Genomic DNA, 19,442 nt, shown 5'->3' with positions numbered 1-19,442 from the left:
CTGGCACGCCCGCACCATCCTATGCGAGGGCCTCTGCGTGGCTGTGTCCGTCGACTCGGTCGAGTACCAGGCGCGCGATCCGGTCCGTGCAGGAGCGTCCCGTGGCGGCATCCGTCTCGGCGACCCATCGACGTGCGAATGCCGCGGCATCCGCTGCGTTCGCCGCACCGGAGTCGATGGCTGACACCAATTCCGCGACGGTCGTGCAGACGGGGCCGGGAAGGTCGCGACGGTAGTCGAGGTAGAAGTCGCGGGTTGCGAGGTACTCGTCGAGATCGGGGGCGAGGAAGTACGTCGGCACCCCTCGCACGGCCGCCTCGAAGAGGGTCGAGGAGTAGTCCGTGATGAAGACGTCTGCGACGGTCAGCATCTCCTGCGTCGAGAAGCCCTCGGCGGTGTCGACTCCGCCGTCGCGGAGCGTCATCAGCGGGTGCAGCTTCACGACGACGTGCACGCCGATCTCCGACAGTGCAGTGACGACGTCGTCGGGAGCGGCCATCGCGGTGTCTTCGATCCGGAACGTGGGGGCGAATACGGCGACCTTCCGTCCCCGCAGGTGCGGGTGCCGGCGGTAGATGCGTTCGCGCGTCTCGCGGTTCCGGGCGTCGTCGCGGAGGCGGTCGACGCGGGGGAGCGGCGCGACGACGATCCGGCTCGCGTCGGTCCCGAAGGCCTCGGCGTACGGCGCCCGGCATGCTTCGCCGCTGGCGAGCACGAGGTCGTACCCCTCGTGCATCCGCATCGCCTCGGCGAGCCGCTCGTCGCGGCCTTCACCGGTGCCGAGGATGCTCAGCCCGAACTTCTTGAAGGCGCCGAGAGCGTGCCAGATCTGGATGACGACGAGATCGTCCTTGTGGCGGAGCATGCTCGCGACCATCGAGTACGTGTCGACGATGAGCACCCGCGCGGTGGCCACGTGGTACAGCTGCACCAGCAGGTGCGCGGCGTAGCCGATCTTCCGGACGAGGCCCGGTGGAACCATCCGGACGAGCGAGACGACCGTGACGGAAGGGTCCATCGCGATGATCGATGTCCGCAGGTCGACGAAGTCGTCGGTCTCGACCGGGTGCTCCCGGCTGATCATCACGACTTTGCGGCGCGTGGGCAGCAGCTTCAGAGGCGCGTAGCAGGCGCGCAGCGCTGCCCGGAGGACCCGGGCCGCCACCAGATGGCGACCGACCGGTCCATCGATGCGGGTGGGCTGGACGGGCGGGTCATCGAGCAGGCGCGGCCGCTCGTGGACGTCGCGCGGAGTGAGGATCATCTCCCGCACGATCCGTTCCGTCGACCGGCCGTCGCAGGCGGACATGAAGCGCTCGCGGAATGCGGCGAGATCCTGGCCTGCGCGGGCGTCGCGGATGGCGGCCGCCAGGTCGGCGCCTTCGGTGACGACAGGGCCGGCGAGGTAGTCCTCGAACGGGTGATAGAACGAGCGCTCCGCCGCGTAGACCTCGACGTCGGGGCAGAAGAAGACCATCGGCCGGCCGAGTAGCGAGAACTCGAAGATCGCGGACGAGTAGTCGGTGATGAGGACGTCGGCCGCCATGAGGAGTTCGTTGAGCTCGCGTTCGGCGGAGACGTCGATGATCCGCTCGTGGGCCGGGATGTCCGCACCCTTGCGCGCGACGAAGGGGTGGAGCTTGACGAGGACGACCCACTCGTCGCCGAGGCTCTCCGCCAGGTCCGTCCACGGGACACCATCGATGTCGTAGTGAGCGCTCAGCTGACCGTTGCCGCGGAAGGTCGGGGCGAACACCGCGACGCGCTGATCGGGGCGGATGCCGAGACGCGCACGGACCTCGTTCGCGGTCCGTGCGATGAGTTCCGTGTCGAAGAACACGTCCGTCCGGGGAACGCCGAGCGGGTGCACCCGGGCGATGTCCATCGCGAAGGCCTCGGCGTAGTCGGATCGGATCGCCTCCGAGCTCACCGTCGCATCCGTGTAGTTGCGGTGCGCTACCGACCCCGGCAGCGGGCCGCCCGGGAGGCCGGCGCGACTCCAGCCGACCTTCTTGTACGCGCCCGCGGCGTGCCAGACCTGGAGGAGGCGCGTCTCGGGTCGCAGGTGGAGCGGGTAGATCATCGGGTAGTAGTCGTCCAGCACGATCGTCTGCGCTCGAGCGAGCTCCCACGGCAGTCGCAGGGAGTCCCGGAGCGGCCGTCGCTCGGCGAGGCCGGCCTTGAAGATGCCCACGACGGTCACGTCGGGTCGCTGACGGGCGATCTCGTCGCGCAGGAACGCGATGTTCCCCGAGAAGTCGGTGCGCGAGTCCGAGAGGAAGAGCGTTCGCCCCGGTTGCACGCGGAAGAGTCGGGACGCGAGGGAGTAGAGGGCGATCCACAGACCGAACCGCCACCTCTGCAGGAAGGCGTTCCCTCGCAGGTACCTGCGAAGCAATCGCACGGGAGGACCTCCTGGATCGTGGCGGGTGTCGGTCGATTCTAAGCCGGTGCGCCGGGCCCGAACGCGTCAGGCGAGATGGCCGTGTCGGGCAGAAGCGGCCGTTCGCGGCGCCAGCCGCGCACGAGGGACGCGCGGGTGGCGCAGAGGACGAGCAGGAACCACCCGAATCCGCCGAGGGGCGAACTCGTGACGATCGAATCCGTGAGGAGGACGATGATGACCAGGGCGGGCCAGACGTAGACCGTCGACTTCCGCTCGCTCGCCGACGCCCACGCACGGGCGAGTGCCAGCCCCACGAAGGCGACCAGGAGGACGACGCCGACCGTCCCGGCCTGGATCAAGACGTCCATCCACACGTTGAGCGCCGAGGACTGTGCGCGCCCGGTGACGATGCGGATGTACGTGTAGGGGGAGAGGTGGTCCGGCCACGTGCCGACCCAGCCCCAGCCTTGGACCGGGCGGAGCGCAGACATGTCCAGGATGATGTTCCAGAGCCGGGAACGCGTGAAGAAGTCGGGCTCGGCGTTCAGCCAGTACACCAACGGCCGGCGGAAGAGGTAGGCGAGGAGCAGCCCGACGGCGACCGCGACCGCGAGGGTGCTCTGCAGGATCGGACGGACGCTCGGGCGGACCCGACGGACGACGGCGAGCGCCCCCGTCGCCGTTCCGGAGATGAGGACCATTCCGAGGACGATCGGCGAGGCCGTGAACACCGCGAGGACCGCGGCGAGGGCGACCGAGCCGATGGCGACCCCGGTGCTCACCGATCGAGTCCGCCACTCCACGAGGAAGGTCACGAGGGCGATGATCGTGACCACGCCCAGGACGGTGCGCGTTCCGAAGATGCCCTGCACGGGACCGCCCTCGGCGAGATTGCCGGCGATTCCGAGAAAGGTGATCGGAAGGTCGAGGAGGATGCCGCTCAGGATCTCGAGCCCGAGCGAGACGGTGAGAAGGACGCGCAGGACATCGCCCGTCGCGCGGACGGTCTGGAGGGTGTCGCGGAACTGTGCGACCACGACCGCAAGGAACGTGGGTGCGGCGAGCTGGAGCCATCCCGTGACCGTCGTCTGCGGGGTTCCGGACCATCCCGCCGTGACCAGCAGCCAGGTGAGAAGCATGAGGAGCGTCGTCGGGATGAGGTGGATCACGCGCAGCTCCGCGCGCCGGGCGAGCATCATCCCGCCCCCCAAGAGGCAGAGGCCCGTGAGGATGGCGCCGTATCCGGCGTTCCCCATCAGCTGCCGGAGTGCGTGCGTCGAGAAGAGGGCGCCGATCGTGACGAGCGAGAAGACGGCGGCGAGATCCGTGGTCTGGAGCGCTGCTGTCAGCCTCGGGAGCGCGCGAGCGTTCGTCATCGCTCCCGCGACCTGTCGCCCTGTTCGCCGATGAGGCGCTCCTCCGAGGCGCCGCGGCCCACCAGGGGGGCCTGCTTGATCTTGAAGGCGAACAGGATGAGCAGGAACCACCCCCAGTTGAGGAGCGGCGTCGACTCGGCCAGTCCCTGCACGAGGAGGATCGCCCCGGTGAGGGTGGGCAGGAGCGTCACGGCCGTGTACGGCCGATCGGAGACGAGGTCCCACCGCGGGCGGTCGACGGCGAAGAACCACGACCGCCACACGAAGGCGACGTAGGCCGCGGCGATGAGAGCGACCCCGACCGCGCCGAGCTGTAGGAAGACGTCGACCCACATATTGTGCGCCTGCATGACGGTCTGGCCGTGGTCGACGATCCAGCGATCGAACGCCGGTTCGGTGGGGATCCACGGTGTCGAGAAACCCCAGCCGATGATCGGATGCTCGACGGCGCGCTCCAGCACCTTCTGCCAGATGGACTCACGCCCGGTGAGGTCGCTCGAGCGGCCGAGCGCCGTGAAGATGCGGTCGCGCAGGAGCCACGCGGCGAGCAGGCCGCCGATGGCGACGACGGCATAGAGGAGGTAGTAGCGGGTGCGCTCGCCGGCGCGCTTCGTCGTCCGCATGACGAGCACGGTGACGAGGACGATCACCACGGCGACGGCGGAGAGCGTGGCGGTCGCCGATCCGGCTCGCACGAAGAGGAAGGCGGCGAGGAGCGTCCAGAGCACGAGGCCGGGGCGGCGGGGCGCCTGCGAGGCGATGCGGATGGCGAAGACGACGATCGCAAGGAGGGCGACGTAGGCGAGGGCGTTCGAGTTCCCGAAGATCCCCTGGATGCGTCCACCGTCGAACAGGTTGTCCCGCGACCAGAGCACGATCGGGTCGGCGACGCGCCCGTCGGGTCGCACGAACTGCGGCAGGATCGGTCCGTTCCAGACGACGCTCACCCAGATTTCGAAGAGGATCGACAGCGACAGCATCCATTTCAGGGCGGATGCCAGGGCTCGAACGACCTCGCGCCACGTCAGGACGGACCCCACGAAGAGCGCTGCCACCGTCGTGACGATCAGCAGGGCGACTGTCAGGAGGGTCGCGTCGAGCCAGTGCGACCACAGCGTCGAGGCGGCGGCCCACACCAGGTAGGTGAGCGCGTACCAGGGCAGGCGCGGCCACTGGACGCGCGGCCGGATCACCAGCCACAGGATGACCGACACGAGGAAACTCGCGATTCCGATGGCGGCGGAGATGCCCACGCCGAAAGCGAGGGGGAGGGCCGTTCCCGACAGCGTGATGACGAGCAGGACGATGCACCACCCGCGCAGCAGGATGTGGCTCGTCCGCTCGCGCGGCGGGGCGGCCGGCGGCGCCGAGACCGGATGCGAGGAGTGGACGGCCATGGTGACAGAAGGGTATCGCGCGAGCCCGCGCGCTCCGCTCCACGCCGTAGGCTGATCGCGTGCTGGAGACGCTCTCGAACGCCCCCCGTGACTACGCCTGGGGATCGCCCACCGCCATCCCCGATCTGCAGGGCAGGACACCGAGCGGGGCCCCCGAGGCGGAGGTCTGGTTCGGCGACCATCCCGGGAGCCCGGCCGCCCTGGGCGACGGTCGCTCGCTCGTCGACGTCCGCGCCGGAACGGGCGAAGCCCCGCTGCCGTTCCTGCTGAAGATCCTCGCCGCATCCTCTTCCCTGTCGATCCAGGCGCACCCCGACCTGGCCCAGGCGCGAGCCGGGTTCGCCGCGGAGGAGGCCGCCGGCATCCCTCGCGATGCCGCCGAGCGCATCTATCGCGACGAGAACCACAAGCCGGAGATCATCGTCGCCCTCAGCGACCGGTTCCGTGCCCTCGTGGGGCTGCGCCCGGTCGAGGACACGCAGCGCCTCCTCTCCGGGTTCGGAGAGGCCCCCGGCGTCTCGCGCCTCCGTGAGGCGCTCGCCGGGGCGGCGCCCGCCGACGCGCTTCGCGCCGTCATCGAAGAGGTGCTGAGCGGACGGGCGCAGGACATCGTCTCGGACGTCTCCGCCGCGCTGACGGATGCCGAGGCGCCCGGGTTCGAGGAGGAGATCGAGATCCTCCGTGCGATCGTGCGCGACTTCCCGGGTGACGCGGGCATCGTCGTCGCCCTCCTCATGAACCTCGTCGTCCTGACTGCGGGCGAGGCCGTGTTCGCCCCCGCGGGTGTCCTCCATGCCTACCAGGACGGTCTCGGAGTCGAGCTGATGGCGGCCAGCGACAACGTGTTGCGCGGCGGGTTGACCCCGAAGCACATCGACGTTCCCGAGCTCATGCGGATCGTCGACACCGAGCCCGGCGCCGCGCCGCTCCTCGCCCCCGTCGCAGAGGGCGCCGGGGAGGTGTTCGACGCCGGTGTGCCGGACTTCCTCCTCACCCGTTACGCGACCGCGGGGGAGCCGGTGTCGGTGCCGCTCGACGGTCCGGCCATCGTGCTCGCCACCGAAGGGGCGGTCACCGTGTCGACCGCCGGGCAGCGCGTCGACCTCACGCCCGGCACCGCTGCGTACGCGCAGGACGAGTCGGAGGTCGTGCTGAGCGGATCCGGCGTCGCGTATCTCGCTCGAGCGGGTCGGCGCGACTGACGCAGCGACACGCCGTGAGCCTCAAGAAGATTCAATGTCGGGTTGAGGGTTTACGATTTGCGACTTGACCGGAGCGAATCACACGGGTGTAATTAGGCATCGGCCGCACGGCGGCCAGTGTCTACAGGTGGGAGAGCAAGATGACGGGTTACCGTTCCGGCGTTCCCGAGAATTGGTTCGTCGACCCGGTCAACCTCGGGGTCCCCGGTGTTCGCCGGCGTATCGACACCGATGAGGACACGGCGCTCGCATGGCAGGCCGACGCACTCTGCGCGCAGACCGATCCCGAAGCCTTCTTCCCGGAAAAGGGCGGATCGACGCGCGACGCGAAGCGGATCTGCACGACCTGCGACGTCCGCGGGGAATGCCTCGAATACGCGCTGCAGAACGATGAGCGTTTCGGCATCTGGGGTGGCCTCAGCGAACGTGAGCGCCGCAAGCTGAAGCGCCGCGCGTCCTGACGCGATCCGCGCCACCCCGTCCGTCCTCCCCGCGACGGTCGGGTCTCGACCTAGGCTGACCTGGCCATGCCCGCCCGAGTACACGCGATCCTCGTCGTCCGCCCCCACGGACGCGGCCCCACGGATCTCCATCTGAGCCGCACGCTGCGCGCGCTCGCCGCCCAGACGCGGCGCGCCGACGTGCTCACCGTCGTCCTCTGCGGACCCGACGAGAAGCTGAAGAAGCTCGCGTCCGAATCCGGCGCAGAAGCCGTGATCGTCGCCGGGCGCGGCACCAGCTTCGCCGACGCCCTCCGCCTCGCGAGCCGCCGGATCACGGGCGATGCCGTCTGGCTCCTCGCCCAGGACACTGCTCCCGCCCCGGACGCCCTCGCACGCCTCGCCGGAGCACTCGAGACCGCGCCCTCGGTCGCTCTCGCCGCGCCGAAGCTCGTCTCGTGGGACGACCCCAGCCGGATCGTGTCGCTCGGGGTGACGATGACCCACACGGGACGCACCGTCGGCCTCGCGGACGGCGAGCTCGATCAGGGCCAACACGACACCGGCGAGGATGTCCTCGGATCCGACATCCGCGGCGTGCTCGTCCGCACCCAGGTGTGGAGTGCTCTCGCAGGGGTCGACCCCGGTCTCGCCGGCGCAGACGAAGGGCTGGACCTCGGCATCCGGGCACGATTGGCGGGTGGGCGCGTCGCCCTCACTCCGACCGCGCTGGTCGCCGTGGCCGGTGACGGTGTCGCCGGGGCTCCCGCGGGTCTCTCCGCCGGCGCGCGGGGTCGTCGCTTGTACGCGGAGCGGAAGGCGCAGCTCCACCGGCGCCTCGTCTACGCTCCCGCCCCAGCCGTGCCGTTCCACTGGTTGGCTCTGCTCCCTCTCGCCCTGTGGCGCACGCTCGGCCACCTCGTGGCGAAGAACCCCGGGCGCATCGGCCCCGAGTGGGCCGCCTCGTTCTCCGTACTCCTCGCGGTCGCCGCCGTGGTCCGCGCCCGTCGCACGATCCGCCGCAATCGGGCGGCGTCCTGGCTCTCGCTCGCGCAACTCCGCATCGGTCGTCGCGACCTCCGGGAGCGACTCGAAGACGAAGCGGATGCCGCGGCGGCACCGCGCGAGGAACTCCGGTTCTTCAGTGGCGGCGGCGCCTGGGTGGTCCTCGGCGCGCTCGCCACCTCGATGCTCTCGTTCGGGGCTCTGCTGGCCTGGCCCGTGCTCGGTGGTGGCGGGCTCGCGCCGCTCCGAAGCGGAATCGTCGCGCTGTGGACGGATGCCGCCTACGGCCCCCGCGCGCTCGGCTGGGACACGGTCGGCCCCGCCGATCCGTTCGCGTCGGTGGTGGCGTTGATCGGTTCCCTCTGGCCGCTCGCGCCCTCCCGCGCCCTGGTGATCCTGTGGCTGCTCGCCCTTCCGCTCGCTGCCCTCGGCGGATGGTTCGCCGCTACCCGCGTCACCGAACGCTCCGTCCTGCGCTGTGCTGCGGCGTTCGCGTGGGCGGTGGCGCCGATGTTCCTCGCGGCGCTGATCGAAGGTCGACCGACCGCGGTCATCCTCCACCTCGCACTCCCGTGGCTCGTCTACACGGCTGCGGCCGCGCGACGTTCGTGGAGCAGTGCCGGGCTGGCTTCGATCATCCTCGTGGTGGTCCTCGCATGCGCGCCCTCGCTCGCCCCGGCGCTCATCGTCCTGTGGCTGATCTCCCTGGTCCTCGTGCTTTCCGCGCGACGCGGGCGGGGAGTGGGGCGGGTCGCGTGGCTCGTCATCCCCTCGATCGCGATCTTCGCGCCTCTCAGCTGGTACCACGTCACCCTCGGTGACCCGCTGGCGATCTTCGCCGACCCGGGGCGCCCGCTCGCCGTGGGGGGAAGCCCCGACGGCCTCCTGCCGAAGATCCTCTTCGCCTTCGGCTATCCCTCGACGGACGGCGTCGGCTGGACGCAGTTCCTCGGCGAGGACGGGCGGGCCTGGTGGGTCGCCGCTTTCACCGCGCCCGTCGTGCTGCTCGCGCTCCTCGGCCCGATCCTCGGGCGCCTGCTCCCGGCATCCGTTGCGCTCGTGGCCACCGCCCTCGGCGTGGCGACGGCTGTCCTGGGTTCGGGAGTCGCGCTCACGGCAGGGATGTCGGGGCCGGTCGCGATCTGGCCCGGTACTGCTCTCTCCCTCGCCTGGGCGGGCCTCGTCCTCGCCGCCGTCACCGGGCTCGACGGACTGCGCCGCGTCGACGCGCTCGTCCCCGTCGCGGCGTCCCTCGTCATCGCCTTCCTCGCCGTCGGCGCCGTCCCCGCCCTCACGGCCGTGGTCCGCGGTGACTCCGCACTGACAGATGGGCCGACGAGCACCCTCCCCGCCTACGTTCAGACCGCCGGCAGCGAAGGGGAGCGGGACGGCGAGCAGACCGCGACGCTCGTCCTCACGGTGCAACCGGATGCCGCCTATTCGGCATCGGTGGTGTGGGGAGCCAGCGAGACGCTCGGCGGGCAGACGACGCTGCAGTCCGCGCGTCCTGAGCTCACCGCCGGCGACCGCGAGCTCGCGCACGTGACCGCGGACCTCGTCTCGACCGCGACGGGCGACGTGGTCGCCGACCTCGCCCGACACGGCATCGCGTACGTCCTGCTCGAGGAGGCCCCCCGCGAGAGCGACCTCGCACGCGCGGGGCGGCTCGGCGCCCAGACGCTCCTCAACCAGCGCGCCGACCTCGTGAGCGTCGGCGAAACCGCCCGCGGCGTCCTCTGGAGCGTGAAGGGATCGATCGCCGAGCGCACCGTGGACGATGCGTCCGGGCCGCACTCGATCCGGGTGGCCCTCCTTCAGCTCGGCGTCATCGCGATCGCATTGCTGCTCGCCGTGCCCACGCGAGCGAGCCTGCGTGCCGGACGGCGCCACCCTCGCATCGTCGGGGAGCGGAACGCCCTTGTCGCAGAGAGGAGCCGCTCGTGACCACCGCCCGCCGCATCGGCCGCGGCGTCGGGGCTGCTGTCAGCCTCCTCGTCGTGGCGGGGACATTCTTCGTCGTGACCACTCCACTGCCCTCCGTCGAGCGGTCGACGCTCTCGATCACGACGCGGCCGGAGGCTGCGACATCCGTCCTCTCCTGCGCGGGCCCGTTGCTCGCCGCCGGTCGCGACGCCGAGGATGTTGCCGCCGTGCAGGTCGCGGCTCCTCAGAAGGTCGTGTCGGGGACCGCCGCGGGAGCGCCTGCAGCCATCGCCGGGGAGATCGCCTCGGGGGTGAGCGGAGCCCCGCCGGTCGCATCGTTCTCCGCCGAACCGGTGGATCGGATGCGGACGGATCTCGCCGCGGCCGGATCCGCCCGCGTCGCCGCGGACGACCTCGCCGGATTCGCCGCTTCGGCGTGCACGCCCCCGGCGATGGAGACGTGGCTCTCGGCCGGAAGCGGTCTGACGGGAGCATCAGACCTCGTCGTCCTCTCGAACCCCGGGGACGTCGCCGCCCGTGTCGACCTGACCGTCTTCGCCTCGGCTGGCCGGGTGACCCCCGATGCCGGCTCGAACATCCTGGTGCCTGCGGGGGAGCAGCGGATCGTGCCGCTGGCCGCGCTCGCTCTCGGCGAGGCGAGCCCCGTCGTGCTGGTCTCCGCCACCCAGGCGCCCGTGCAGGCGGTGCTCCAATCGACCCTCACTCGCACGCTCGTCCCCGTCGGTGTCGATCAGGGCGGTGCGACCGGTCTGCCTCGCGCGCAGCAGACGATCCCCGCATTCTCGGCGGTCGGCGGCGGAGACGAACCGACCGACACCATGGTGCGTCTACTCGCGCCCTCCGACGACACGACGGCGACCGTCTCGGTCACGCCGGTCGGCGGGTCCACGGTGGCGGCGTCGTTCCCGGACCTCGACCTCACCGCCGGGGTCCCTATCGAGGTCGACATCAACACGCTGCCCGAAGGGCGGTACCGCGTCGACGTCGATTCCGGTGCTCCCGTGATCGCCTCCGTGCACACCTCGACGGGGGCGGATGCCGGGTCCGACTTCGCCTGGTACGGAACGGCCGACGACATCCGGGTCCCCACCCTCGTCGCGGTCGCGGACGGGCCGTCGCCGCAGCTCGCCCTCGTGAACCCGGGCGGCCAGGAGGTCGCCGCGGTCCTCACGGACGGCGCCGGTGCGGGTGATCCGCGGGAGGTCCGCGTCCCTGCGGGCGGGTCGGTGTCGGTCGATCTCCGTGCCGGGGAGCTCTACCGCCTCGATCCCGCCGGCGGGACTCTCCGAGCCGGCGTGACCTTCACGGCGCCCGACGCGATCGCCGGCTATGCGGTCGTCCCGGCCGACGCCGCCGCTGCTCCCGTCGTGGTCCGCCCGCGCTGAGTCAACGCCTCGACGCGGGGGCGGTCAGAAGCGGAAGCGGTCGGGTCCGAGGTCCCAGGGGTCGCGGTCGAGGTACTCGGCGGCGGCCCGGAAGACACAGCTCTCGATCATCATCCGCCGGTGCAGATCGTCGGTGTGGTGGAGTCGCGCGAGGCGTTCGATGGGCAGGCGGAACAGGATGATGCGCTTCTGTTCGCTCTGGACCTCCCAGCGCGGGATGCCGTCGTCGTCCGCGGCATCCGGCATCCATCCGATGTCGAACCGGACCTCACGCAGTTCCGGCCACGCGCTCCGCAGGAACTCGACAGCCGTCGTCACCGTGAGGTCGAACTTCTCGGCACGTGTCTCGATCGCGGGGAGCGGCGGTCGGACGACGGAGCTGCGGTCGAGGCGCCCGTGCCGTCCGTGGCGGTCGGGGCGGGCGATCGTGCGTGCGCGCCGCCTCACGGATCCACCTTGCTGAGCATGTCGCCATCCTAGGTCGTGTCAGACGGTCGGCTCGTGTCCGTCGGCCACTACGGTGACCCCATGGGAGATGCCGCTGTCTTGCGCGTCGACGAGGACGGATTCTTCTGTCTCGTCGCGCCCGATGCGTACCGAGGGTTCGTCGACGAGGATTGGGAGTTCGACCAACTCCTCACCCACTTCGTTGCACAGATGAATGCGGGATCGCTGTTCGTCGCCTATCCGGGCCCGGACGATGCCGACGCGGTCGTGGTTGCGGACGCCGGTGTCGAGGATTCCGTGTCCCGCGAGGCGGCTGGCGTGATGCACGTCGGCCCCGGCGGCCTGTGGAGCACGGACTACACGCAGTTGACGATGGCCGCCCAGTTCGACGACGAAGGACCGACCGCGCCGGATTCGATCCGCCTTCCCGTCGCCGAGGGGTGGCATCGCGTCTGCCTCCGGCAGGCCGACGGTGACTCGCGATACACCCTCACGATCAGCCCGTCGGGCGATGAGGGTCGCGCGCAGCTCAGCGCGGTCCCGTGGTTTTCGTAGCCTGCGCGCCGGTCCGCCACGACCCGATGCCGCCCGCGATGAGTTCGAGGGCGGCCACGAACCCGTCGTCCCCGGTGTCTGTGAAGGATGCCGCGGTGAGCGATACCGCGGATGCGGCGGTGCCCCAGGCATCCGCTGATCGGCGCTGCTGTTCGTGGAAGGTGAACCCGACGACGTAGTGGGTCACGGCGTCGGCGACCACGCGCGCCGCGGGGGAGTCGTCGAGCTCCGCGAGCGCGTCGTGGAGTGGTGAGGGGGTCAGGCCGAGTGCCAGCGAGCTCGAGACGACCTCGGCGCCGTCGCGATGGGCGAGAAGTCGGTCGTGCAATCGATGACCGAGTGCGACGGCCGCCCCGGCGAGGTCGGAAGGGTCGCCGGGGCGCAGGACGACGGGTGCGAGGATGCGTCCGCTCACGGCCGCGAGCAGTTCCTGCTTGCTCGCGACGTGCCAGTAGATCGCGCTCGGCTGGATCCCGAGATCGTCGGCGAGCCGCCGCATCGACAGGTCGGGGAGGCCGACGCGGTCGAGGAGGCTCAGTGCGGCGTCGACGACGTCGTCCTTCGTCCGTCGGGGCGCTCGGGATGCCGGGTTTGGCTCGTTCGGAGACATGGCGTTAGCCTACCTGAACGGTGTTCACGTGAACGCTGTTCAGGAGGATGTCATGACCCACCCGCGCCCCGCCGGTTCCCCCCGACTCGACACGACCGACCTCGCTCGCGCCGCCATCTTCGCCGGCGTCATCGCGGTCCTCGGTCTGCCGGGATCGTTCTCCGTCTTCGGCGGCGTCCCGATCACCGCACAGACGTTGGGCGTCATGCTCGCCGGAGCGGTGCTCGGCCCCGTCGTCGGTGCCGTCTCCGTCGGCACGCTCCTCGCCCTCGTCGCTATCGGGCTTCCGCTCCTGGCAGGCGGCCGCGGGGGAGCGGGCGTGTTCGTCGGACCGACCGCGGGCTACCTGATCGGCTGGCTCGTCGGAGCCGTCGTCATCGGGGCTATCGTGCATCTCGGCGGGCGGCGACCGGTGTGGTGGCGCACGTTCGCGGGCGTCCTCATAGGGGGAGTGGTGGTCGTCTACGCCTGCGGCATCCCGCTGCAGAGTCTCGTCATGCGCATCGGCGTCGACCAGGCGCTCGTCGCGAACCTCGCCTTCGTGCCGGGCGACCTCGCGAAGGCCGTCGTGGCGACCGTCGTCGTCGGCGCGCTCGTCCGCGGCTACCCGCGGGCGTTCCGTCGCACATGGGGTCCCCGCGCCGCGAACGTTCCTCGTGAGGCGGCGCAGTCCCGGTGATCAGCGCCCTCCGACTCACCGGTGTGTCGGTGCGCCTCGCGGATGTCGACGTTCTCCGGGGCATCGACCTCGCCCTCGACGCCCGGACCGTTGCCGTCGTCGGCGACAACGGGTCCGGGAAGTCCACGCTCGCCCGCGTGATCGGCGGACTGGTGCGCCCCACGGCGGGGACGGTCGAGGTGTTCGGCCTCGATGCGGTGAGGGATGCGGCAGCTCTCCGCCGCCGCACCGCGATCGTCTTCAGCAACCCCGACGCCCAGATCATCATGCCGACGGTCGCCGAGGACGTCGCGTTCTCGCTCCGCGCCGACCGACTGTCACGCGCCGATCGCGACGCCCGCGTCGCCGCTGCGCTCGACCGGTTCGGGCTCGGAGATCTCGCCGATCGTCCGGCCTACGAGCTCTCCGGTGGACAGAAGCAGCTTCTCGCGCTGTGCGGTGCGTTCATCCGCGAGCCGGACCTCGTCGTCGCCGACGAGCCGACGGCATTCCTCGACGGACGAAACGCCCACGTCGTCTCGGGGCACCTGCTCGCCGAGACCGGCCATCGCCTCCTGGTCGTGACGCACGACCTTGATCTCGCCGCGCGCTGCGACGTCGCGGTCCGGATGCACGAGGGGCGCGTCGCGCAGGTGGGGGAGGCCGCGGAGGTCGTGGCCGCGCACGCCGCGACCTGGCGATGCTGACGCTCTACCGACCCGGAACCGGTCCCTGGCATCGGATGGCGGCCGGTCCCCAGACCGTCCTCATCCTGCTTCTCGTTCTGGGCGTATCCCTCCTTCCCGCCGCATGGCCGGCGGCGGGGATCGCGGCGGGAGTCTGCGTCGCGTGCTATCTCGTCCCCGGCGTGGGGCTGCGCGAACTCGGGCGGCAGGTCTGGTCGCTCCGTTGGCTCGTCGTGGTGGCCTTCGGCATCCCGTGCATCTTCCTCGGCGTCGAGGCCGCGACGGTCGGCACCGTACGCATCGTGGCCGCCGTCGCCCTGGCGGGTCTCCTCGCGCTCACGACGCCCGTCACCGCCCTGCTCGATGTCGTCGAGCGGGCGCTCCGTCCGCTGCGGGTCGTCGGGGTGGATGCCGCCCGCGCGGCACTCCTGCTCGTCGTCGCGCTCGGGACGGTCCCGACCCTCACGCGCCTCGCACGCGAGGTGCGTGCCGCCCAGCGGGCGCGGGGAGCGCGCGGCATCCGCGTCTTCGTGGTGCCGTTCCTCGTCCTCGCCCTCCGGTACGCGGACGACCTCGGTGATGCGCTGACGGCTCGCGGGGTCGGCTGAGACCGGCGCGGCATCCAGGAGCGCGGCTGGTGCAGGGATAGCGTGAGCACGATGCTCGAGAGACTCTGCTCCAAGGTGGGCTGCGCCCGTGAGGCCGTGACGACCCTGACCTACGACTACGGCGACCAGATGGCCGTCCTCGGTCCGCTCGGCGCGGGGAACGACCCCCACGCCCACGATCTCTGCGCCATCCACACGGGCCGCATGTCCGTCCCGAAGGGGTGGGTCGTCGTCCGTCACGAGACGCTCCGCGTCTGATTCTGCGTGGCAGGATGGGCCCGTGCCCACTCCCGTGAAGACCATCGAACACGTCGTCGCCGACCTTTCGCTCGCTGAAGCGGGTCGCCACCAGATCCGCCTCGCCGAGAACGAGATGCCGGGTCTCATGGCGCTCCGCGACGAGTACGGCGCGTCGCAGCCCCTCGCCGGTGCGCGCATCGCGGGGTCGCTCCACATGACGGTGCAGACCGCTGTCCTCATCGAGACGCTCGTCGCCCTCGGCGCGCAGGTGCGCTGGGCGAGCTGCAACATCTTCTCGACGCAGGACGAAGCCGCCGCCGCCATCGTCGTCGGACCGAACGGTACTGTCGACGACCCCGCCGGCGTGCCGGTGTTCGCTTTCAAGGGCGAGACGCTCGAGCAGTACTGGGAGCTCGCCGACCGCATCTTCGACTGGTCCACCGAGGGCTTCGACGGACCGAACCTCATTCTCGACGACGGCGGCGACGCGACCCTGCTCGTCCACAAGGGCGTCGAGTTCGAGGCCGCCGGTGCCGTGCCGGATGCCGCACACACCGACTCGGCCGAGTACCGCATCGTGCTCGACACCCTCCGGAAGAGCCTCGCGCGCGATCCGCAGCGTTTCACCCGCCTCGCGGCAGGGCTCATCGGTGTCACCGAGGAGACGACGACGGGCGTCCACCGCCTGTACGAACTCCACGCGGCCGGAAAGCTCCTCTTCCCCGGGATCAACGTCAACGACTCGGTCACCAAGTCGAAGTTCGACAACAAGTACGGCATCCGCCACTCGCTCCCCGACGGCATCAACCGTGCGACCGACGTTCTCATCGGCGGCAAGGTCGCGTTCATCGTCGGCTACGGCGACGTGGGCAAGGGCGCTGCCGAGGCGCTCCGCGGCCAGGGCGCACGCGTCATCGTCAGCGAGGTCGATCCGATCTGCGCGCTCCAGGCGGCGATGGACGGCTATCAAGTCGCCCGGCTCGAGGACGTCGCCGACCAGGTCGACATCATCATCACCGGCACCGGCAACACCCGCGTCGTCACGGTCGACCACCTCCTCTCGCTCAAGCACCTCGCGATCGTGGGCAACGTCGGTCACTTCGACGACGAGATCGACATGGCCGCGCTCGAGTCGCTGCCGGGCGTCGAGAAGATCGAGATCAAGCCGCAGGTGCACGAGTACCGCCTGCCGACGGGGCGCAGCATCCTCGTCCTGTCCGAGGGTCGGCTCCTGAATCTCGGGAACGCGACGGGTCACCCGTCGTTCGTCATGAGCGCGTCGTTCACGAACCAGGTCCTCGCCCAGATCGAGCTGTTCACGAAGGTCGACGAGTACCCGACCGGTGTGTACGTGCTGCCGAAGGCACTCGACGAGAAGGTCGCGCGCCTCCATCTGCCCGCGCTCGGGGTGCAGCTGACGAGCCTCACCGATGAGCAGGCGTCGTACATCGGCGTGCCGGTCGACGGGCCCTACAAGCTCGACCACTACCGGTACTGACACCGACACGCCCGGCCGGATTTTCTTTTGAATAGATCAAAAGAACGCGTAGGGTGAGGGCATGACCGATCTCGCCGCGGACCCCGCCGTCGCCCTCCGCGACGCGGGACTGCGGGTGACGGAATCGCGGCTCGCAGTGTTCGCCGCGATCGCCGCTCACCCCCATTCGAGCGCTGACGCGGTCTTCGCCGCGGTGGCGGGGGCGCTGCCCAGGGCGAGTCGCCAGTCGGTCTACAACGCGCTCAACGATTTCGCGGATGCCGCGATCGTCCGCCGCATCGAGCCCGCTGGCCAGCCCATGCTGTTCGAGCTGCGCGTCGACGACAACCACCACCACCTCGTCTGCACGGGGTGCGGTCTCGTCCAGGACGTCGACTGCGCCGTCGGCGCCGCTCCGTGCCTTCACCCGTCCGACGATCACGGCTTCCGGATCGCCTCGGCCGAGGTGACCTACTGGGGTCTCTGCGGTGCGTGCGCCGCCGAGGCCGCCGCTTGATCATCCCCTCTCTCCCCTCACCCCGAACGGAAGGATCACCATGAGCGACCGTGACCCCCAGGCCGAGCCTCTCGGCGCCGACGCCACCGACACCGACCAGGCCGTCACCCCCATCGACACCCCGGTCGATGAGCGCGGCGACGGCGAGACGCGTCCCCGCGACAACGCCGCCGATGGATGCCCCGTCATCCACTCCGCTCCCGGCGCCGACCGCGCCAACCACGGTGGCCAGCCGCATCCCACCGTCGGCACCGCCAACCAGGTGTGGTGGCCGAACCAGCTGAACCTCCGCATCCTCAAGAAGAACCCGGCCGTCGGAAACCCCGTCGGCGAGGACTTCGACTACAAGGCGGCCTTCGAGAGCCTCGACCTCGCCGCCGTGAAGGCCGACATCGCCGCCGTCCTCACCACCTCGCAGGACTGGTGGCCGGCCGACTTCGGCAACTACGGGCCCCTCATGATCCGCATGGCGTGGCACTCCGCCGGCACCTACCGCGCGACCGACGGTCGCGGCGGCGGCGGCACCGGCCAGCAGCGCTTCGCGCCGCTGAACAGCTGGCCCGACAACGTCAATCTCGACAAGGCGCGGCGCCTGCTGTGGCCCGTCAAGAAGAAGTACGGGCAGTCCCTCTCCTGGGGCGACCTCATGATCCTCGCCGGCAACGTCGCGCTCGAGACCATGGGCTTCTCCACCTTCGGCTTCGGCGGCGGCCGCCCCGACGTCTGGGAGCCGGACGACGACGTGTACTGGGGCCCCGAGACCACGTGGCTCGCCGATGAGCGCTACAGCGGTGACCGCAACCTCGAGAAGCCGCTCGCCGCAGTGCAGATGGGTCTCATCTACGTGAACCCCGAGGGCCCCAACGGCGAGCCCGACCCGCTGAAGTCGGCCCGCGACATCCGCGAGACCTTCGGCCGCATGGGGATGGACGACGAGGAGACCGTCGCCCTCATCGCCGGTGGTCACACCTTCGGCAAGACCCATGGCGCCGCCCCCGACACGAACGTCGAGGAGAACCCCGAAGCCGCGGGGATCGAGCAGCAGGGCCTGGGATGGAAGAACAACCACGGCACGGGCAAGGGCGACGACACGATCACCTCCGGGCTCGAGGTCACCTGGACGTACCACCCGACGCGGTGGGACAACGAGTTCTTCCACATCCTCTACGCCTACGACTGGGAGCTCATGAAGAGCCCCGGCGGCGGCCACCAGTGGCGTCCGAAGAACGGTGCGGGTGCCGACATGGTGCCCCTGGCCCACTCCGACGGTCGTCGCGAGCCCCGCATGCTGACCAGCGACGTCGCCCTCCGCACCGACCCGGCCTACGACGCGGTCTCGCGCCGCTTCAAGGACGACCCGGTCGCCTTCGGCGACGCGTTCGCCCGCGCGTGGTTCAAGCTGACCCACCGCGACATGGGCCCCGTCGCCCGCTACCTCGGACCCGAGGTGCCGCAGGAGGAGCTCATCTGGCAGGACCCGGTGCCCGCCGTCGACCACGCCCTGATCGACGATGCGGATGCCGCTCTCCTCAAGGAGCGCATCCTCGCCACCGGCCTCACCGTGTCGCAGCTGGTCTCGACGACCTGGGCCGCGGCATCCACCTTCCGTGGCAGCGACAAGCGAGGCGGCGTCAACGGCGCCCGCATCCGCCTCGCGCCGCAGAAGGACTGGGAGGTCAACAACCCCGCTCAGCTGCAGACCGTGCTCGCCGCGCTCGAGGGCGTGAAGGCCGCGTTCGACGCGGAGCAGACCGGCGGCAAGAAGGTCTCGCTCGCCGACCTCATCGTGCTCGCGGGCAACGCGGGTGTCGAGAAGGCGGCGAAGGATGCCGGGGTCGAGGCCACCGTGCCGTTCCACCCCGGCCGCACCGACGCGTCGCAGGAGCAGACCGACGAGCTGTCGTTCGGCTACCTCGAGCCGGCCGCCGACGGGTTCCGCAACTACTACGGCCCGAACGCGGTCCTCCCCGCGGAGCACCACCTCATCGACAAGGCGAACCTCCTGACGCTGAGCGCTCCCGAGACGACCGTTCTCGTCGGCGGTCTCCGCGCCCTCGGCGCGAACTGGGACGGCTCGCCCTACGGCGTGTTCACCGATCGTCCGGGCGTCCTCACGAACGACGTGTTCGTGAAGCTGCTCGACCTGGGCGCGACGTGGAAGCCGCTCGACCCCGGCTCGCACGCCTTCCGCGGCACCGCGGCGGACGGCTCCGAGATCGGCGTCGGCACGCGTGTCGACCTCGTCTTCAGCGCGAACTCGGAGCTCCGCGCCGTCGCCGAGGTCTACGCCTCCGACGACGCCGGCGAGAAGTTCGTCCGCGACTTCGTCGCCGCCTGGACGAAGGTCACCGAGCTCGACCGGTTCGACCTGCACGCCTGATCCGCAGCCGCAGATCGACGCACGGCCCCTCCTTTCGGGGAGGGGCCGTGCGTCGTCCGGGCACGAGCGGGCACCCGTCAGTTACTGTGGACTCACCCGTGGGGGGTGCACCGGCATCCGCCAACCCCG

The 19,442-nt window shown here is 70.6% G+C and carries 17 protein-coding genes; 12 read left to right on the top strand and 5 right to left on the bottom strand.

Translation table 11 applies throughout. The features are described from left to right. Positions 1–19 precede the first annotated feature (19 nt). From ABQ271_RS11110 to ABQ271_RS11100, 3 genes are read right to left on the bottom strand one after another with little or no spacing between them, the layout of a single operon-like run. Positions 20–2,404 carry a CDP-glycerol glycerophosphotransferase family protein gene (locus ABQ271_RS11110; protein WP_349308820.1) on the bottom strand — a complete coding sequence of 795 codons (2,385 nt, stop codon included), beginning with the start codon at positions 2,402–2,404 and terminating at the stop codon, positions 20–22. A 38-nt stretch (positions 2,405–2,442) separates the two neighbouring features. Beyond that, the gene (locus ABQ271_RS11105) at positions 2,443–3,762 is read right to left on the bottom strand and encodes a hypothetical protein (protein ID WP_349308819.1); all 1,320 of its coding nucleotides are present in this window, start codon (positions 3,760–3,762) and stop codon (positions 2,443–2,445) included. Beyond that, entirely contained in the window at positions 3,759–5,159 is a 1,401-nt protein-coding gene (locus tag ABQ271_RS11100) for an O-antigen ligase family protein (protein ID WP_349308818.1), read from the bottom strand. The genes ABQ271_RS11105 and ABQ271_RS11100 overlap by 4 nt, the downstream gene beginning before the upstream one ends. A gap of 59 nt (positions 5,160–5,218) precedes the next feature. Between ABQ271_RS11100 and manA the strand changes: the two genes are divergently transcribed. The 4 genes from manA (at position 5,219) to ABQ271_RS11080 (ending at position 11,135) form a co-directional block, all read left to right on the top strand. Beyond that, positions 5,219–6,361: a mannose-6-phosphate isomerase, class I gene (gene manA, locus ABQ271_RS11095; protein ID WP_349308817.1), complete on the top strand. Its 1,143-nt coding sequence runs from the start codon at positions 5,219–5,221 to the stop codon at positions 6,359–6,361. Positions 6,362–6,501: 140 nt separating this feature from the next. After that, the gene (locus tag ABQ271_RS11090) at positions 6,502–6,822 is read left to right on the top strand and encodes a WhiB family transcriptional regulator (protein WP_076709487.1); all 321 of its coding nucleotides are present in this window, start codon (positions 6,502–6,504) and stop codon (positions 6,820–6,822) included. 66 nt (positions 6,823–6,888) lie between these two features. After that, the gene (locus ABQ271_RS11085) at positions 6,889–9,750 is read left to right on the top strand and encodes a glycosyltransferase (RefSeq protein ID WP_349308816.1); all 2,862 of its coding nucleotides are present in this window, start codon (positions 6,889–6,891) and stop codon (positions 9,748–9,750) included. Continuing rightward, positions 9,747–11,135, top strand: coding sequence for a DUF5719 family protein (locus ABQ271_RS11080; protein ID WP_349308815.1), 1,389 nt, complete (start codon positions 9,747–9,749; stop codon positions 11,133–11,135). Before ABQ271_RS11085 ends, ABQ271_RS11080 begins: the two co-directional genes overlap by 4 nt. Positions 11,136–11,159: 24 nt before the next feature. On the opposite strand, the gene ABQ271_RS11075 is transcribed toward ABQ271_RS11080, so the two are convergent. Continuing rightward, the gene (locus ABQ271_RS11075; RefSeq protein ID WP_349308814.1) at positions 11,160–11,582 is read right to left on the bottom strand and encodes a metallopeptidase family protein; all 423 of its coding nucleotides are present in this window, start codon (positions 11,580–11,582) and stop codon (positions 11,160–11,162) included. Between the two features lie 81 nt (positions 11,583–11,663). Here ABQ271_RS11075 and ABQ271_RS11070 point away from each other — a divergent pair, with 81 nt between their 5' ends. Next, positions 11,664–12,137 carry a hypothetical protein gene (locus tag ABQ271_RS11070; protein WP_349308813.1) on the top strand — a complete coding sequence of 158 codons (474 nt, stop codon included), beginning with the start codon at positions 11,664–11,666 and terminating at the stop codon, positions 12,135–12,137. Here ABQ271_RS11070 and ABQ271_RS11065 read toward each other — a convergent pair. Beyond that, on the bottom strand, positions 12,112–12,747 hold the full coding sequence (locus tag ABQ271_RS11065; RefSeq protein ID WP_349308812.1) for a TetR family transcriptional regulator: 636 nt from the start codon (positions 12,745–12,747) through the stop codon (positions 12,112–12,114). The two genes, ABQ271_RS11070 and ABQ271_RS11065, sit on opposite strands and share 26 nt — an antisense overlap. A 52-nt stretch (positions 12,748–12,799) precedes the next feature. On the opposite strand from ABQ271_RS11065, the gene ABQ271_RS11060 reads away from it, so the two are divergent. The 7 genes from ABQ271_RS11060 (at position 12,800) to katG (ending at position 19,313) form a co-directional block, all read left to right on the top strand. Then, positions 12,800–13,426, top strand: coding sequence for a biotin transporter BioY (locus tag ABQ271_RS11060; RefSeq protein ID WP_349308811.1), 627 nt, complete (start codon positions 12,800–12,802; stop codon positions 13,424–13,426). Beyond that, on the top strand, positions 13,423–14,112 hold the full coding sequence (locus ABQ271_RS11055; protein WP_349308810.1) for an ABC transporter ATP-binding protein: 690 nt from the start codon (positions 13,423–13,425) through the stop codon (positions 14,110–14,112). The genes ABQ271_RS11060 and ABQ271_RS11055 overlap by 4 nt, the downstream gene beginning before the upstream one ends. Beyond that, complete coding sequence (locus ABQ271_RS11050) at positions 14,106–14,699, top strand: CbiQ family ECF transporter T component (protein ID WP_349308809.1); 594 nt, start codon at positions 14,106–14,108, stop codon at positions 14,697–14,699. Before ABQ271_RS11055 ends, ABQ271_RS11050 begins: the two co-directional genes overlap by 7 nt. Positions 14,700–14,750: 51 nt before the next feature. Then, on the top strand, positions 14,751–14,957 hold the full coding sequence (locus ABQ271_RS11045; protein WP_036313226.1) for a DUF3499 family protein: 207 nt from the start codon (positions 14,751–14,753) through the stop codon (positions 14,955–14,957). A gap of 22 nt (positions 14,958–14,979) precedes the next feature. Next, positions 14,980–16,437, top strand: coding sequence for an adenosylhomocysteinase (ahcY, locus tag ABQ271_RS11040; RefSeq protein WP_349308808.1), 1,458 nt, complete (start codon positions 14,980–14,982; stop codon positions 16,435–16,437). A gap of 61 nt (positions 16,438–16,498) precedes the next feature. Further along, positions 16,499–16,933 (top strand): Fur family transcriptional regulator, encoded by a 435-nt coding sequence (locus ABQ271_RS11035; RefSeq protein ID WP_349308807.1) that lies wholly within the window; start codon positions 16,499–16,501, stop codon positions 16,931–16,933. Positions 16,934–16,973: 40 nt separating this feature from the next. Beyond that, positions 16,974–19,313, top strand: a complete 2,340-nt coding sequence (gene katG, locus ABQ271_RS11030; RefSeq protein ID WP_349308806.1) for a catalase/peroxidase HPI — start codon at positions 16,974–16,976, stop codon at positions 19,311–19,313. Positions 19,314–19,442: the final 129 nt, after the last annotated feature.

Origin of the sequence: Microbacterium sp. MM2322 (genome assembly GCF_964186585.1) — a bacterium.
GTDB lineage: Bacteria > Actinomycetota > Actinomycetes > Actinomycetales > Microbacteriaceae > Microbacterium.
This window is presented reverse-complemented; position numbering and strand designations above follow the sequence as displayed.